A 16,368-nucleotide genomic window follows, 5' to 3' on the forward strand; every position below is an offset into this window, starting at 1 on the left:
TTCCCCCAAACCAGCTCTGGCCCCCACAGGGATGTGTGGTGATTCAGGACGTGTGCACCTGCTCCTGCGGCTGCTCGCGCTGTGTCACCCAGTACTCCACCAGCTCGCGCAGTTGCGACAGTTCTACCGGCTTGGCCATATGCCCATCCATCCCGGCCTGGCGTGCGCGTTCCTTGTGTTCCGAGAGGATGTGCGCGGTCAGCGCCACCACCGGCGTGCGGGTGCGCTGGTTGCTGACTTCCCAGACCCGCAACTGCTGGGTCGCGGAGAAGCCATCGAGCACCGGCATTTCGCAGTCCATCAACACCAGGTCATAGCGCTGGGCCTTCATCGCCTGCAAGGCTTCCTCGCCATTGCTGGCCGTGTCGGGTTGCAGGTTGAGCTTGCCGAGCATGCCGCGAATCACTTTGGTGGAGATGCTGTTGTCTTCGGCCACCAGGATGCGGAAATCGCTGGGCACGGTGATGGTCACGGGGACGTTCGGCGCGGCATGGCGCGGCTGGACCACACCCTTGCTGCGCTGGGTCAACTCGTCGGCCAGGGTGGTCTTGAGGGTGTAGCCCGCCACTGGTTTGGCCAGGATGCGCTTGATCCCGCAGTTGCGCGCGATGATCTTGCTCGGCGCATTGCTGATGCCGGTGAGCATGATCAGCAGGATGTCGTGGTTCAGGCTCGGGTCTTCCTTGATCTTCGCCGCCAGTTGCATGCCGGTCATGCCGGGCATGTTCTGGTCCAGCAGCACCACATCGAAATAGTCGCGCAGGTGCGCCTTGGTACGCAGCAGGGCCAGGGCCTCCTTGCCCGACGGTACGGCGCTGACATTCAGGCCCCAGGCGGTGCATTGCTGCACCAGCACCTTGCGGCAGGTGTCATTGTCGTCCACCACCAACACCCGTGCGCCTTGCAGCGGGCCGTCGAGGTCGGAGGTCGGGTGTTCCAGGCGCTCCGGGTCCAGGGGCAAGGTCAGCCATAGGGTGCTGCCTTGCTGGCTGCCCGCCTTGATGCCGAACTCGCCATTCATCAACAGGATCAGCTGGCGGGCGATCACCAGGCCGAGGTGGCCGCTCAGGCGCGTGGCCGAGAGAAAGTTCTTGCTGTGCAGTTCGCTGTGCAGCAGGGCATCGCGCTCGGCGGCCTCCATCGGCACGCCGCTGTCTTGCACGGCGATGCGCAGGCGCGGTTTGCTGCTGCGCTCATCCAGGGCGACCACGATCAGCACTTCGCCTTCGTCGGTCTTTTGCAGGGCGTTTTCCAGCAGGCTCAACAGGGCCTGGCGCAGGCGCGTCGGGTCGCCACTGATGACCCGTGGCACCTGGGGCTGGATAAAGCTGATCAGTTCGACGTTCTGCTGCTCGGCCTTGGCGCGGAAAATACTCAGGCAGTCTTCGATCAGGGCATTGAGGTCGAACTGCACATCGTCCAGTTCGATCTGCCCGGACTCGAGCTTGGAGATGTCGAGAATCTCGTTGATCAGGGTCAGCAGTTCATTGCCGGCGCTGTGGATGGTCTGCACGTAGTCGCGCTGCTTGACCGACAGCGGCGTGCCCAGCAGCAACTCGGTCATGCCCAGCACGCCGTTCATGGGGGTGCGGATTTCGTGGCTGATCTTCGCCAGGAACTCGGCCTTGGCCGCAATTTCGGCATTGCTGGCAGCCAGGTCGCGGCTGAGGCTGAAGCGATCCTCGACGATGCTGCGCTGGCGCTCGCCCAGGGCCTGGCTCATCAACAGGCCGCTGACGCAGATCACCGCCAGCAAGGTGATGATCAGGCCTTGCGGCGCCACCAGGGTCAGGCCCAGCAGGGCCGGGAGGATAATCAGCGTGCCGGTGTTGAACACCACCATGGCGAGCAGGAACAGACGTGCCGGCCGGTAGCCTTTTTGCCAGTGGTAGGCCGAGACAAACAGCATGCTCAGGCCGGCCAGCGCCACCAGGGCGTAGGTGATGATATTCAGCGGCAGGGTGTTGACGAACAGCAGCAACAGGCCGCACAGCACGATCAACAGGATGTCCGCCATCAGCAACTTGTTCAGCGGGTGCGGGCCCAATGGCGCGAAGAAACGGTAGGCGAACATCAGGCCGCATGGCGCGGTCAGCAGCAACGCCATGTAGGCGCCCGGGGTTTGCACCGCCTGCCAGTTCGGCAGCCACGGGCCCAGCAGGTTGAGCAACAGCAACAGGCTGAGCATCAGCAGCACTTCGCAGGCCGCCAGCCACAGGCTGCTGCGCGAGCGATGGTAGGCGTAGCGGGTGAGGTTGTGCAGGATCAGCATCAGCAGGCAGCCGAACAACAGGCCGTAGACCAGGGTCTGGGTCTGGTTGGCGGCGGCCTGCACGGCCGGTTCCAGGGTCAGGTAGGGCCGCAGCTCATGCTCCGAGACCAGGCGCACATACACATCCAGGGGCTTCTGGCTCTGGGGCATGGGCAGCATGAATTCGCTGCTGGGCAGTGGGCGTTCGGCCTGGGGTTGGCGGGTGCCGGTGTTGATCTGCTCGATCAGCGTGTCGCCGTCCAGCACATACAGATTGAGATGCGCCAGGTCCGGCGCGAAGACCCGCAGCACTTGCTCGTGCTTGCCGGGCTGCAGCTTGAAACGTACCCATAGCGCACCGTTGGGTTCGGCGGCGGTGATCCGTTCCAGTTCAATAGGGCTGAATTGGTTGATGTAGCGTGGCGAGCGAATATCGCTCAATTGCAGGTCGGCCTGTTCATCAAGCAATACGGCCCAGCCACTGCCTTGCGCAACGGCCTGGGCCGGCAACAGACAGAGCAGGGTCAGCAGACTGACCGTGAAGATTATGGCGATCCTGAGCCAGCGCACGGCGAAATCCCTTCGTAGGTTAATGCACGGGGTTAACTATGCGCGGGACCGTAATGGGACGGCAAGGGCCAAAGGCCCCTGCCTAGCCGAACGGATAGCTGTTTACTGACTCTCGCCCCGCTCACGGGCAATGGCGCGATAGCCGATGTCCTTGCGGTAGAAACAGCCCTGCCAGTCGATTTTTGCAGCCAGCTTGTAGGCTTGCTGCTGGGCGGCATCGACACTGGCACCCATGGCGGTGGCGCACAGCACGCGGCCACCGGCGGTAACCACCTGGCCATCCTTGAGCGCGGTCCCAGCATGGAACACCTTGCCTTCCAGCGTAGCCGCGGCGTCCAGGCCCTGGATCAGGTCACCCTTGGCGTAGTCGGCAGGGTAGCCGCCGGCGGCCAGCACGATGCCGACGCTTGGGCGTGGATCCCACTGGGCTTCAACCTTGTCCAGCGCTTGCGCCAGGGCGGCTTCCACCAGCAGTACCAGGCTCGACTGCAGACGCAGCATCACCGGTTGGGTTTCCGGGTCGCCGAAGCGGCAGTTGAACTCGATGACTTTCGGGTTGCCGGCCTTGTCGATCATCAACCCGGCGTACAGGAAGCCGGTGTAGACATTGCCTTCATCGGCCATGCCGCGCACGGTCGGCCAGATCACCAGGTCCATGACGCGCTGGTGCACGTCGGCGGTGACCACCGGGGCAGGGGAGTAGGCACCCATGCCGCCGGTGTTCGGGCCGGTGTCGCCGTCGCCGACGCGCTTGTGGTCCTGGCTGGTGGCCATCGGCAAGACGTTCTTGCCGTCGACCATCACGATGAAGCTGGCTTCTTCGCCATCGAGGAATTCTTCGATCACCACCCGCGAACCGGCGTCACCGAAGGCATTGCCGGCGAGCATGTCGCGCACCGCGTCTTCGGCTTCCTGCAGGGTCATCGCCACGATCACGCCTTTACCGGCGGCCAGGCCATCGGCCTTGATCACGATAGGGGCGCCTTTCTCACGCAGGTAAGCCAGGGCGGGCTCGATCTCGGTGAAGTTCTGGTAGTCGGCAGTCGGGATCTTGTGGCGAGCCAGGAAATCCTTGGTGAAGGCTTTCGAACCTTCCAACTGGGCGGCGCCAGCGGTAGGGCCGAAGCAGTCCAGGCCACGGCTGCGGAACAGGTCCACGACGCCGGCCACCAGCGGTACTTCAGGGCCGACGATGGTCAGGGACACGTTCTTTTCGGCGAAGTCGGCCAGTTGCTCCAGGGCCAAGACGTCGATGGCGACGTTTTCGCACTTGGCTTCAATGGCGGTACCGGCGTTGCCGGGCGCGACGAAGACTTTCTGGACGCGAGGGTCCTGGGCGACTTTCCAGGCCAGGGCGTGTTCACGGCCACCGCTGCCAATGATCAAAACATTCATTTCAAAAACCTCAAATTCTGTTAGTTGATCGTTCCCACGCTCTGCGTGGGAATGCCTCTACGGACGCCCTGCGTCCGAGGGACGCGGAGCGTCCCGGGCTGCGCACCCACGCGGAGCGTGGGCGCGATCAATCAGTGACGGAAGTGGCGCATGCCGGTGAAGACCATGGCAATGCCGGCTTCATCAGCGGCGGCAATCACTTCAGCATCACGCATCGAGCCACCCGGTTGGATCACCGCAGTCACGCCCGCTTTTGCAGCGTTGTCCAGGCCATCACGGAACGGAAAGAACGCGTCCGAGGCCATCACCGAACCGACCACCTGCAAGCCGGCGTGTTCGGCCTTGATCGCTGCAATACGCGCCGAGTTCACGCGGCTCATCTGGCCAGCGCCGACACCGATGGTCTGGCGGTTCTTGGCGTAGACGATGGCGTTGGACTTAACGTACTTGGCTACTTTCCAGGCGAAGATCAGGTCGTTGATCTCTTGCTCGGTCGGTGCGCGCTTGGTCACCACTTTCAGGTCTTGGCTGCCGATCATGCCGATGTCGCGGCTCTGCACCAGCAAGCCGCCATTGACGCGCTTGTAGTCCCAGGCAGCGGCACGCTCAGCCGACCACTCGCCACAGGCCAGCAGGCGCACATTGGCCTTGGCGGCGACGATGGCGCGGGCCTCTTCGCTGACGGATGGGGCAATGATCACTTCGACGAACTGACGTTCGACGATGGCTTTGGCGGTCTCGGCGTCCAGTTCGCGGTTGAAGGCGATGATGCCGCCGAATGCCGATTCGGTGTCGGTGGCGTAGGCCAGTTCGTAGGCCTGGCGGATCCCGCCTTCAGCGTCCGGGCTCACGGCCACGCCGCACGGGTTGGCGTGCTTGACGATCACGCAGGCTGGCTTGACGAAGCTCTTCACACATTCCAGCGCGGCGTCGGTATCAGCCACGTTGTTGTAGGACAGCTCTTTGCCCTGCAGTTGGGTCGCGGTGGCGATCCCCACTTCGGCAGGCTTGGCTTCCACGTAGAACGCCGCGCTCTGGTGCGGGTTCTCGCCGTAGCGCATTTCCTGGGCCTTGATGAACTGGCTGTTGAAGGTACGCGGGAACTGGCTGCGGCCTTCAGTGCTGAGGGTCTCGGCGGCCTGGTTCACGGTGCCCATGTAGTTGGCGATCATGCCGTCATAGGCCGCCGTGTGTTCGAAGGCCTTGAGCATCAGGTCGAAACGTTGGGCGTAGGTCAGGCCGCCAGCTTTCAGGCTTTCCAATACTTGGGCGTAGTCGCTGGCGTTGACCACAATGGCCACGTCTTTGTGGTTCTTGGCTGCCGAGCGCACCATGGTCGGGCCGCCGATATCAATGTTCTCGATAGCGGTCGGCAGGTCGCAGCCTGGCTTGTTGATGGTGGCTTCAAACGGGTAGAGGTTGACGGCCACCAGGTCGATCGGCTTGATGCCGTGCTCGTTCATGATGGCATCGTCGATACCGCGACGGCCGAGGATGCCGCCGTGGATTTTCGGGTGCAGGGTCTTGACCCGACCGTCCATCATTTCTGCGAAACCGGTGTAGTCCGCGACTTCTACTGCGGCCACGCCGTTGTCCTGCAGCAGTTTGAAGGTCCCGCCCGTGGAGAGGATTTCCACACCCAGGGCTTCCAGCTCCCGGGCAAATTCGAGGATCCCGGTCTTGTCGGAAACACTGATCAAGGCGCGGCGGATCGGCAGGCGGGTAGTCTGGTCGGTCATCTCAATTTCCATCAAAAGCAAAGGAGTCAGCAAAAAAGGCGACCGGTTTTACGCGGGCGCCTTTCTGGTTTGATTGAATGCTTACAGCAAATCGTACTGTTTGAGCTTCTTGCGCAGGGTCCCACGGTTCAGGCCCAGCAGCTCACTGGCTTTGGTCTGGTTGCCCTTGACGTAGTTCATCACGCTTTCGAGCAAGGGCGCCTCGACTTCGGAGAGCACCAGGTTGTACACATCCGTGACGGCCGCGCCCTCAAGGTGGGCGAAATAATTGTGCAGCGCTTTCTCGACGCTCCCGCGAAGGGTCTGGCCTTCTTCGCTCGGCGTGTTGAGGTGCTGTTTCAAATTGACGTTGTCGCTCACGGGTGTTGTTCCACTCACTAAAGTCTCGGTCATCATCGTCATGCGGCCACCCCTTCTCCGTCCCCTGCTCTCAGGCTCTTGTCTCGTTCGGCAAAGAACTCACGAACGGCGGTGACCTGTGCTTGCGTTTCATCCAAACGATTGAACCCGGTGCGAAACTCTTTGGCGCCGGGCAGGGTTGCGAGGTACCAACCCACATGCTTGCGAGCAATGCGCGCGCCCATCACGTCCCCATAGAAGATGTGCAGGGCGGCCAGATGCTCTAGCAGAATACGTTCCACCTCGATCAGCCCCGGTGCCGGCATGATTTCGCCGGTACGCAGGAAATGCTCGATCTCACGAAAAATCCATGGCCGCCCCTGGGCGGCCCGGCCGATCAACAGGCCATCGGCACCGGTTGCGTGCAATACGCGCCGGGCTTTCTCGGCCGAGTCGATGTCGCCGTTGGCAAAGACCGGAATCGACACTGCCTGCTTGATCGCGGCAATGGTGTCGTATTCGGCCTCGCCGGTATAAAGGTCAGCGCGGGTGCGGCCATGCACCGCCAATGCTGCAATGCCTGCCTGTTCGGCGATCTTCGCCACCGTCAGGCCGTTCTTGTTGTCCCGGTCCCAGCCGGTGCGAATCTTCAGGGTGACCGGCACATCCACTGCACCCACCACGGCGTGCAGGATCTCGGCCACCAACTGCTCATCCTTCAACAGGGCGGAGCCGGCGGCCTTGTTGCAGACCTTTTTTGCCGGGCAACCCATGTTGATATCAATAATCTGTGCACCCAGCTCTACGTTGGCTCGGGCCGCATCCGCCAGCATTTGCGCATCACCGCCGGCGATCTGCACCGAGCGGGGCTCGGGATCACCTTCGTGGATCATGCGCATCCGCGATTTGCGGGTGTTCCACAAGCTCATGTCGCTGGTGACCATTTCCGAGACTACAAGCCCTGCCCCCAAACGTTTGCACAGCTGACGAAAGGGCTGGTCAGTGACGCCCGCCATCGGGGCGAGAATCAAAGCGTTTGGCAATGTATATGGGCCGATGCGTACCGCCGACATAGGACTTCCCTGTTGTGGGGCCGGATCATTAGAGTTCGAAAAAGGGTTGGCATGATACCCGCTCTCGATGACTGGTTAAAGGCTGAATTGGATAAAATCTGAGCAGTTATTTTCTTATCGCCAGCGGTTTGGTCGTGGACGAGCAAGTCAATAACCTGCCGTCCGAACCTTGACGCGCGCAACCAATCACTCGGGGGAGTGGAAACTCAAACTGTAGTTCACGGCCTTGTTGCCTGGGTCGAGAATGTCCAGGGCGATATGGATCGGGGTCTGGGACGGCATCTCGGTCTGGCCGGCCAACTCGCCGCTGAGGTATTCGGCGGGTTTGAAGCGCCGGCTGGCGATCATCCGGCCATTTAGGTCGGCAAAGCGCAGCTCCAGCAGCGGGAACGGCTGGGAGAACGTCGCACGGTTATAGATGATGGCATCCACCACCAGCGCGCCGGCAAACTCCGGATGGCTGCGCACCACCAGGTTGCTGCTCTTGATATGGGCAATATCCACCCGCGACGGCACGGTACAGCCCAGTTTCGGGCACAGTTCCTGGAACCATGGGCGGTACTTGTCCTGGCGGGCCAGTTCGTCGAACTGGTAGGCAATGTACTGGCCGGCGAGGGCGGCGGCGGCCAGCAGCACCAGGGTCAGCCAGAGCAGGCGGCGGCCCCAGCCGGCGGGGCGCTTGCCGGCGTAGAGGTGCAGCGGGTCGTCTTCCAGGTCCTGCAGCATCTCGTCATGGACGTTGCCCGTGGCGCGTGTGCGCTTGCGGCGTGGTTCAGGCTCGGGCTCGTCCGGCTCGCTGCTGAGCGTTGGCTCGGGCGGGTCGAGAGCGTCGTCGGCACGCAGCACGGGCTCATCGTCCACCTCGTGAATGTCGAAGGACATCGAGGGCTCGGTACGCTGGGGCTTGCCCGTGGGGGCCGGGGCTGGTTCGACGGTTTCCTCGGTGTGGGCGATTGTCGCAGCCCGTTCGTCCGGCGGGTCGCTGAACAGGCTGGCGGCCCACTGTTCTTCTTCAGCCTTGACCGTATCGCGGCTGGCGATCATCGACTCGTCTTTTTGCCGACGGTCCGCGCCGGCCTGGCGGCGGTCGCTGCCCTGGGGCTGGGTGTGTTGGATCTCCCGGCGCTCAAGCTTGGCCAATTCTTCGTCGAGGTTCAGGTGGTCCAGGTCCAGCTCTTCGGCGGTCCATTGCTTCTGGCTGATGGCGCGTGGCGGGGCTTCGGCAGCCGGCGCTTCAGGCGCGTGGGCGCGTTGCTCCAGCAGTTGCCGGGCGGCATTGAACACTTGCAGGCACGAGCCGCAACGAACCACACCACGGGCCACGCTCAATTGAGCATGGCTGGCGCGGAAGCGGGTTTGGCAATGCGGGCACTGGGTGACGAAACTGTCGGTCATGCGGCCATCCGATTCATGCAGGCGCTCATTCTAGCGCCGACGACCGCTGATGCGTACCCAGCCATCGCGGTTGGCGATGGGGTCCAGGTCGAAGTCCTGGGCGTAGGCGGCGGCGACTTCTTCGCCCTGCTCGGCGAGGATCCCCGACAGCGCCAGGCGCCCACCGGGCCTGACCAGGCTCGACAGTTGCGGAGCCAGCGAAACCAGCGGCCCGGCGAGGATATTGGCGACCAATACATCGGCCTGCACCTGGGGCAATTGCTCCGGCAGGTACAGTGGGAATTTGCCTTCAGGAATGTTGTTGCGCCCGGCGTTATCGCGGGAGGCCTCCAGGGCCTGCACGTCAATATCGGTACCGACGGCTTCCTTGGCGCCCAGCAACAGCGCGGCGATGGCCAGGATGCCCGAGCCGCAACCGAAGTCCAGCACGTTGCAGCCTTGCAGGTCCTGGCCGTCGAGCCATTCCAGGCACAGGGCGGTGGTCGGATGGGTGCCGGTGCCGAACGCCAGGCCCGGGTCCAGCAGCAGGTTGACCGCCTCAGGCTCCGGGGCCGCGTGCCAGCTTGGTACGATCCACAGGCGCTGGCCGAAACGCATGGGCTGGAAGTTATCCATCCAGCTGCGCTCCCAGTCCTGGTCTTCGATCACTTCGCTATGGTGCTCGGGCAGCGGGCCGCCGGTCAGCAGTTCCATATGGGCAAACACGCTGCTGGCGTCGGTGCCGTCTTCGAACAGGGCCAGCAAGTGGGTGTGGGACCACAGCGGCGTGGTGTTCAGCTCAGGCTCGAAAATCGGCTGGTCTTCGGCGTCCATGAAGGTCACCGACACGGCGCCGACTTCGAGGAACGCGTCTTCATAGGTTTCGGCTTGTTCTGGGCTGATGGCGAGACGGACTTGCAGCCAAGGCATGGCGGGCACCTTTGAAAAAATGAGTGTGCAGCGGGGTGGGGCTGCGAAAGGGCGCAAGTTTACGCGAGAGCAGGCCAGAAGACGACACCACTGACAGCACGGGAGCCAAATGTGGGGGCTGGCTTGCCTGCGATGGCGGGGTGTCAGCTTGCTCATCAGTGCCTGGCCTGCCGCTATCGCAGGCAAGCCAGCTCCTACAGGGTTTTGTGGTGTTCTTGTGTGCGCATAAACGACAAAACCGCCCGAAGGCGGTTTTGTGGGTGGAGCACAAACTTACTGGTTGGCCAGCTTGTGTTCCAGGTAGTGAATGTTCACACCACCTTCGCAGAAGCCTTCATCACGAACCAGATCCCGATGCAGGGGGATGTTGGTCTTGATGCCGTCGACCACGATTTCGTCCAGGGCATTGCGCATACGGGCCATGGCCTCGTCGCGAGTGGCGCCCCAGGTGATCAGCTTGCCGATCAGCGAGTCGTAGTTGGACGGAACCTTGTAGCCGCTGTACAGGTGCGAATCGACGCGAACGCCGTTGCCGCCTGGTGCATGGAAATGCTTGACCAGGCCTGGACTCGGGATAAAGGTTTTCGGGTCTTCGGCGTTGATCCGGCACTCCAGGGAGTGACCGTGCATCTTCACGTCGTCCTGGGTAAAGGACAGCACGTTGCCAGCGGCGATGCTCAGCATCTCCTTGACGATGTCGATACCGGTGACCATCTCCGAAACCGGGTGCTCTACCTGCACACGAGTGTTCATCTCGATGAAGTAGAAGCGGCCGTTCTCGTAGAGGAACTCGAAAGTCCCGGCGCCACGGTAGTTGATATCGATGCAAGCCTTGACGCAGCGTGCCAGGACTTCCTGACGTGCTTTTTCATCCAGGCCCGGTGCCGGAGCTTCTTCCAGGACTTTCTGGTGACGGCGTTGCAGCGAGCAATCGCGGTCGCCCAGGTGGATGGCGTGGCCCTGGCCGTCGGACAGTACCTGGACTTCCACGTGACGTGGGTTGGTCAGGTACTTTTCCAGGTAGACCATCGGGTTGCCGAACCAGGCACCCGCTTCGGAGCGAGTCTGCTTGGCCGCTTCGATCAGGTCTTCTTCCTTGTGCACCACGCGCATGCCGCGACCACCACCGCCGCCGGCGGCCTTGATGATCACCGGGTAACCGACTTCGCGACCAATGCGCAGGGCGGTTTCCTCGTCTTCCGGCAGTGGGCCGTCGGAGCCTGGAACGGTTGGCACGCCGGCTGCGATCATCGCGTCCTTGGCCGACACCTTGTCGCCCATCAGGCGAATGGTCTCGGCTTTCGGGCCGATGAAGGCGAAGCCGGATTTTTCCACCTGTTCGGCGAAATCGGCGTTTTCCGCGAGGAAGCCGTAGCCAGGGTGGATGCCGTCAGCGCCGGTCACTTCAGCCGCGGCGATGATGTTCGAGACCTTCAGGTACGAGTTCGTGGCCAGTGGCGGGCCAATGCAGATGCTTTCGTCCGCCAGTTTCACGTGCATCAATTCGGTATCGGCCGTCGAGTAAACAGCGACGGTCTTGATGCCCTCTTCCTTACAGGCGCGCAGGATCCGCAGCGCGATCTCGCCGCGGTTGGCGATCAGGACTTTTTGCAGTTTCTTCGCAGGTTTCAACATCGAAGGCGCTCCGCGGTTCAAACGATGGTGAACAGCGGCTGGTCGTACTCAACCGGCTGACCGTTTTCTACCAGGATGGATTCGATGACGCCGGCTTTTTCGGCCGTGATGTGGTTCATCATCTTCATCGCTTCCACGATGCAGATGGTGTCGCCCACTTTCACGGTCTTGCCCACTTCAACGAAGGCTGGCGAGGTCGGTGCCGGGGTGCGGTAGAAAGTACCGACCATTGGCGACTTGACCACGAAACCGTTCAGCGCAGGGGCAGCAGGTGCGGCAGGTGCAGCGCTAGCAGCAGGTGCGGCGGCTGGAGCAGCAGCGGCAGGCGTCGGCGCTTGCATCTGGGGTGCGTAGAACTGTTGGGCCGGGGTCTTGCTGTGACGGCTGATCCGTACGGATTCTTCGCCTTCCTTGATTTCCAGCTCGTCGATACCGGATTCTTCCAGCAGTTCGATCAGTTTCTTAACTTTACGGATATCCATGAATCATCAACTCCCAAGGGTCGGTCAGGGGCGTTTAGCCTGTTCTTCAATGTGTTCCAGGGCGGCCTCCAGGGCCAGTCGGTAACCGCTGGCGCCAAGGCCGCAGATCACTCCTACCGCTACGTCGGAGAAGTAAGAGTGATGGCGGAAAGCTTCGCGTTTATGCACGTTCGATAAATGCACTTCGATGAATGGGATGCTCACCGCCAGCAGCGCGTCACGTAAAGCAACACTTGTGTGCGTAAAAGCGGCGGGATTGATCAGGATAAAGTCCACGCCTTCGCTGCGCGCGGCGTGAATGCGATCAATCAATTCATACTCGGCATTGCTTTGCAGGTAGAGCAGATGGTGGCCGGCTTCACGGGCCCGTCGCTCCAGATCGAGGTTGATCTGTTCGAGGGTGACTGCACCGTACACACCCGGTTCGCGGGTGCCGAGCAGGTTCAGGTTGGGTCCGTGCAGAACCAGTAAGGTCGCCATCGGCTGTTCCTTGTTATTGATGTGGGTACGTCAGAACCCGGCGACTATGCCGCAAAGCCTTTGTGACTGTCCAGTTCTCTGCAATAGCCAGCACGATTAGCGAGGATTGCGCAAAATTTGTGACTAGGGCCTTGGATCCGGTCATTGGTAACACGGTTGAGAGTACACAGGAGATCAAATGTGGGAGCGGGCTTGCTCGCGAATGCGGTGGGTCAGTGATGGATAGGTTGACTGATACACCGCATTCGCGAGCAAGCCCGCTCCCACATTTTTGATGTCCGTCTGATTTGGAGGATGGAATCAGACGCGAAATGCCTGCACGGCCGTGTTGAGCTGCCCGCCGAGCACCAACAGATGCTCGCCCTGGCGGCGGCCTTGGCCAATGCGCAGCAGGTTGTCCTCACCCAACTGGTGGATGCGCTCGCTATTATCGCGGATCTCACTGACCGCGCCGCTCTGCTGGGCCGTTACATCGGCAATCCGGATGGCTGTGTCGGAAATGGTCTGAATCGCGCCGACGATTTCGTCCAGTGCGCCGTCGGCCGCTTCGGCTTGCTGGGCGGTGGCTTCGGCGTGTTCGACCTGGGCGCGCATGCCTTCCACCGATTGCCGTGCTGCGGTTTGCAGGCCGGCGATCAATGTCTGGATCTCGGCGGTGGCGCCCGCCGTGCGCTGGGCCAGGGAGCGTACTTCGTCGGCGACCACGGCAAACCCACGCCCGGCCTCGCCGGCGCGGGCGGCTTCGATGGCGGCGTTGAGCGCCAGCAGGTTGGTCTGCTCGGCAATCGAGCGGATCACCGTGAGCACGTTGCCAATGGTCGCGGACTCTTCGGCGAGTTTCTCGATCATTTGCGCATTGCCCTGCACTTCGCCCACCAGCGCGTGCAGGCCGGTCAGGCTCAAGCCGATCACCCGTTGCCCATGCTCCACGGCCTCGCCGGCGCTGCGGCTGGCCCCGGCGGCCTGGCTGGCGTCACCCGCGACCTGCTGGATAGTGGCCTCCAACTCGCCCAATGAATCACGGATTTGCGCAGTGTCCCCGGCCTGGCGTTCGGCGCCGTCATGCAGGCCGCCGCTCAGTTCGGCCAGGGCGCGGCTGCTGCCGGCCACTTGCTCGGCATTTGCGCGAATAGTGCCCACCAGGTTCACCAGGTAAATCCGCAGGCGATTGAGCGAGGCTTCAATATCATGCAGTTCACGGTTGGTTGCACCCAGGGCGATCTCCTGGCTGAAGTCGCCCTCGGCCCAGGTCGACAGGGCCGGCGCCAGGCTGGTCAGCACCCGCGCCAGGCGCCGTTGCAGGGTGTCGATGAGCAGGGCGATCAGCAGGATCAGGCCAATCATTACGCCCTGGATCACCCGCACTTCGCCCTGGATTCGAGCGTGCTGGGCGCGCACTTCGGGCTCCAGCGCAGCAATGGCGTGCTGCACGGTGTTGATTTTCAGGTGGGTGGCGGCGGCCAGTTCGGTACGTTTCTGGATTTGCTCGCGGGTCCGCGCCAGTTCGGAAGGGTAGCGCATGAGCAGGCTGTTGAGCTCGCGCTTGAGGCCCACGCCGGTGTCTTCGGCGACCGTTGTTTCGCTGCTTTCCAGGCCCATCAGCGCCGAAAAATCATCGCTGTTGGAGGCGCTGCTGGCGGTCACGCCCAACAGCGGTAGCTGCTCAATCAAGTCCGCCTGGCTGCGGATGTTGGCCAGTTCACGCTCCACATCGGCCGCCAGTTCGCTGCGCCCACTGCTCACCAGTTTGTCTCGCGCCAGGGATAGCCGGCCCAGATGCTGCGCGGCGGCGAGCAACGGTGGTAGATAACGCGCCGCGTCCGGTGAGCTGACGCCGATGGCGTACTGGCTCAGTTGCTCCAGACTGGCCCCCAGCTCCCGCTCGGCTTGCAGCAGCAAGGCTTGTGGGTCGCCGGCCAGCTTGCCGGCGGCCAGCAGGTCGGTCTTGCTGAAACCCTCAAGGTCCAGCAAGCCGGGGCGCAATTTTTCGCTCAGCTCAGGCGGCAGTTCGTCCAGGTTCAGCGCCAGGCTTTCCAGGCTCTGGCCGGCAGCGCTCAGGCGCAAGGCATCGCCGCTGGCCAAATAGTCGTCGATATTGCGCGCGGTCTGGTTCTGGAAGGCTTGGGACAGGCCCAGATAGCGCTCCATCAGCACATAAGGGCGTTCAAGCGCCCGTTGCGACCACCAGAGCGTAGCGCCCAGGGCCAGGCAAACGGCGACCAGCAGAAGGGTATTGAGATTTGTCAGCAGCTTCAGGCGCATGCGTGGTTTCAACCAACGGCGGAAGAATAAGTGCCTGAAGTTATTGCGTTTTCGTTACAGCGTTATGACGGACTGAGTGGAGTCCGATGAAAAGGTGGCACTTTGCCTTGATGTGCCTGCAGCGTGCACGCGATTGCGCCCGGCGTCCTTGGCGCGGTACAGCGCTTCGTCGGCCTGGGCGGCCATCATCAGGCTGTCGGAGCCGTCGCACAGCTCGACCACTCCGGCGCTGAAGGTGCACCACAAGTCCTGGGGCTGGGCCGGGTAGTGGATTTCGGCAAAGCGCCCCCGGATTTCATCGAGCACTTTGCAAGCGGCGTCCAGGTCGGTGTCGGGCATCACGATGGCGAATTCTTCGCCGCCGTAACGGCCGATGTAGTCGGTCTTGCGCAGGCGCTGCTTGAGAAACAGCGCCAGGCTCTTGATCACGCGGTCGCCCATGGGGTGGCCGTGGCTGTCGTTGACCCGCTTGAAGTGGTCAATGTCGAGCATGGCAAAGCTCAACGGCTTGTTCTCGCGGCGCGAGCGGAAGCTGCAGTCTTCCAGCAGTTGCAGGATATGGGTGTGGTTGTACAGGCCGGTCAGGCTGTCGCGCACCATCCGCGCCTTGAGGTGGCGGGCGCGGGCGGCGCGGTTGCGCACGGTGGTGATCAGGTGGCGCGGCTTGATCGGCTTGGTGAGAAAGTCGTCGCCGCCTTCGCTCATGGCGTCCAGCTGTTTATCCAGGTCATCTTCGGCCGACAGATAAATGATCGGCACGCTGACATAGCGGTCATTGTGGCGGATCACCTTGGCCAACTCGGTGCCGGTACAGGCTGGCATATACATGTCGAGGATGATCAGGTCGGGCTGGAAGTCCGCCAGCTCGGCCATGGCCTGGATCGGCTCGATCAGGGTGCGGGTGACGATCCCGGCGCTGTTGAGCAGGCGCTCGGTGTGCATCGCCTGGGCGCGGGAGTCGTCGATGATCAACACTTTATAGGGTTCGTACTGGGCGACGCAGGTCAGCACCTCGATTTTTTCCAGCAGGCTCGACGCCTCCAGGGTCCCGGTAAGGAACTCCTGGCCACCGGCGCGCACGGCGGCCAGGCGGGTGGGGGTGTCGGTTTCGTGCAGGCTGAAGAACAGCAGCGGCAGTTTCTGCTCCAGGCCTTCCTGGGCTTCGGCGGCCAATTTCAGGCCCAGGCCGGCGCCACAGAAGTCCACGTCCATCACAATCGCCGCCGGCAGGCGTTCGGCCATGGACGAACGGAAGGCGGCCACGCTGTCCAGGGACTGCGCACTCAAGCCAAAGAATTCCAGCTGCTTGGCCAGGCGCTCGGCGCGGTCGTGATCGGCGAGCATCACGTAGATCGGCTTGCGCATCGGCGGCAGGAAGGTCTGGTCCAGCTGGTCGCCCTGACGCAGACCGGTCCGCGACAGGCGCTGCATCAAACGGTTGAGGTCGGTGATCAGGTGACTGCTCAGGCGGCCGCGGTTTTCGTCCACGGCTTTAAGCGACTCGATGATGTGCCGGGCCAGTTGGCCATGCTCGGGTTGTTCGAAGCGTTCGGCAAAACGCAGCAGGCGCAGATTGGCCTCGCTGAGTTCATTCAATTCGGCGTTCGACCATTCGCTGCGCTGTAAACGCTGCCAGATCTCAAGAATTTGACGCGCCTGATGAATTACCCGCTGGGCAAAGTGGTGCTTGAGACGCTCACGACTGGGGTCTTCTGGCTCGGTCATATCCTGACTACTAGGTAAGGGTGCATGCTGAGGTCGACTGGTGGCTCTATGCTAGCACCTCTTTTCATTCGCACGAGTGTCATACGTCAATTAACTGCAGCGTCCTGTGGATT

The 16,368-nt window shown here is 62.3% G+C and carries 11 protein-coding genes and 1 pseudogene; all 12 read right to left on the reverse strand.

All coding sequences use genetic code 11. From position 1 onward, the window contains the following. Positions 1-43 precede the first annotated feature (43 nt). The 12 genes and pseudogenes from HU773_RS03755 to HU773_RS03810 all read right to left on the reverse strand — a co-directional run bounded on the left by HU773_RS03755 (position 44) and on the right by HU773_RS03810 (position 16,255). Complete coding sequence (locus HU773_RS03755; protein ID WP_057958207.1) at positions 44-2,821, reverse strand: hybrid sensor histidine kinase/response regulator; 2,778 nt, start codon at positions 2,819-2,821, stop codon at positions 44-46. 102 nt (positions 2,822-2,923) lie between these two features. Continuing rightward, entirely contained in the window at positions 2,924-4,216 is a 1,293-nt protein-coding gene (purD, locus tag HU773_RS03760) for a phosphoribosylamine--glycine ligase (protein WP_057437548.1), read from the reverse strand. A 131-nt stretch (positions 4,217-4,347) separates the two neighbouring features. Next, positions 4,348-5,955, reverse strand: coding sequence for a bifunctional phosphoribosylaminoimidazolecarboxamide formyltransferase/IMP cyclohydrolase (gene purH, locus HU773_RS03765; protein ID WP_057958208.1), 1,608 nt, complete (start codon positions 5,953-5,955; stop codon positions 4,348-4,350). Between the two features lie 81 nt (positions 5,956-6,036). Next, positions 6,037-6,357, reverse strand: a complete 321-nt coding sequence (gene fis / locus HU773_RS03770; RefSeq protein ID WP_003186237.1) for a DNA-binding transcriptional regulator Fis — start codon at positions 6,355-6,357, stop codon at positions 6,037-6,039. Beyond that, entirely contained in the window at positions 6,354-7,367 is a 1,014-nt protein-coding gene (gene dusB / locus HU773_RS03775) for a tRNA dihydrouridine synthase DusB (RefSeq protein ID WP_057437552.1), read from the reverse strand. Before dusB ends, fis begins: the two co-directional genes overlap by 4 nt. 186 nt (positions 7,368-7,553) lie before the next feature. Then, on the reverse strand, positions 7,554-8,762 hold the full coding sequence (locus HU773_RS03780; protein ID WP_169989296.1) for a DUF3426 domain-containing protein: 1,209 nt from the start codon (positions 8,760-8,762) through the stop codon (positions 7,554-7,556). Positions 8,763-8,792: 30 nt separating this feature from the next. Further along, positions 8,793-9,671 carry a 50S ribosomal protein L11 methyltransferase gene (prmA, locus tag HU773_RS03785; RefSeq protein WP_057958210.1) on the reverse strand — a complete coding sequence of 293 codons (879 nt, stop codon included), beginning with the start codon at positions 9,669-9,671 and terminating at the stop codon, positions 8,793-8,795. Positions 9,672-9,944: 273 nt separating this feature from the next. Continuing rightward, positions 9,945-11,306, reverse strand: coding sequence for an acetyl-CoA carboxylase biotin carboxylase subunit (gene accC, locus HU773_RS03790; protein WP_003188188.1), 1,362 nt, complete (start codon positions 11,304-11,306; stop codon positions 9,945-9,947). A gap of 17 nt (positions 11,307-11,323) precedes the next feature. After that, the gene (gene accB / locus HU773_RS03795; RefSeq protein WP_057958211.1) at positions 11,324-11,788 is read right to left on the reverse strand and encodes an acetyl-CoA carboxylase biotin carboxyl carrier protein; all 465 of its coding nucleotides are present in this window, start codon (positions 11,786-11,788) and stop codon (positions 11,324-11,326) included. Positions 11,789-11,812: 24 nt separating this feature from the next. Next, entirely contained in the window at positions 11,813-12,268 is a 456-nt protein-coding gene (gene aroQ, locus HU773_RS03800; RefSeq protein ID WP_057437567.1) for a type II 3-dehydroquinate dehydratase, read from the reverse strand. Positions 12,269-12,568: 300 nt separating this feature from the next. Then, positions 12,569-13,078: pseudogene (locus HU773_RS27715) on the reverse strand (methyl-accepting chemotaxis protein); the annotation flags it as partial. 1,506 nt (positions 13,079-14,584) lie between these two features. Next, positions 14,585-16,255: a response regulator gene (locus HU773_RS03810; RefSeq protein ID WP_115127297.1), complete on the reverse strand. Its 1,671-nt coding sequence runs from the start codon at positions 16,253-16,255 to the stop codon at positions 14,585-14,587. Positions 16,256-16,368: the final 113 nt, after the last annotated feature.

This window comes from Pseudomonas shahriarae, assembly GCF_014268455.2.
GTDB classification, from domain to species: Bacteria; Pseudomonadota; Gammaproteobacteria; order Pseudomonadales; family Pseudomonadaceae; genus Aquipseudomonas; species Aquipseudomonas shahriarae.

Excerpts from the sequence above, each read along its gene's own strand:
- dusB (WP_057437552.1), bottom strand. The coding sequence starts at position 7,367 with ATGTCGGCGGTACGCATCGGCCCATATACATTGCCAAACGCTTTGATT.
- HU773_RS03810 (WP_115127297.1), bottom strand. The coding sequence starts at position 16,255 with ATGACCGAGCCAGAAGACCCCAGTCGTGAGCGTCTCAAGCACCACTTT.
- fis (WP_003186237.1), bottom strand. The coding sequence starts at position 6,357 with ATGACGATGATGACCGAGACTTTAGTGAGTGGAACAACACCCGTGAGC.
- HU773_RS03780 (WP_169989296.1), bottom strand. The coding sequence starts at position 8,762 with ATGACCGACAGTTTCGTCACCCAGTGCCCGCATTGCCAAACCCGCTTC.
- purD (WP_057437548.1), bottom strand. The coding sequence starts at position 4,216 with ATGAATGTTTTGATCATTGGCAGCGGTGGCCGTGAACACGCCCTGGCC.
- prmA (WP_057958210.1), bottom strand. The coding sequence starts at position 9,671 with ATGCCTTGGCTGCAAGTCCGTCTCGCCATCAGCCCAGAACAAGCCGAA.
- aroQ (WP_057437567.1), bottom strand. The coding sequence starts at position 12,268 with ATGGCGACCTTACTGGTTCTGCACGGACCCAACCTGAACCTGCTCGGC.
- purH (WP_057958208.1), bottom strand. The coding sequence starts at position 5,955 with ATGACCGACCAGACTACCCGCCTGCCGATCCGCCGCGCCTTGATCAGT.
- accB (WP_057958211.1), bottom strand. The coding sequence starts at position 11,788 with ATGGATATCCGTAAAGTTAAGAAACTGATCGAACTGCTGGAAGAATCC.
- accC (WP_003188188.1), bottom strand. The coding sequence starts at position 11,306 with ATGTTGAAACCTGCGAAGAAACTGCAAAAAGTCCTGATCGCCAACCGC.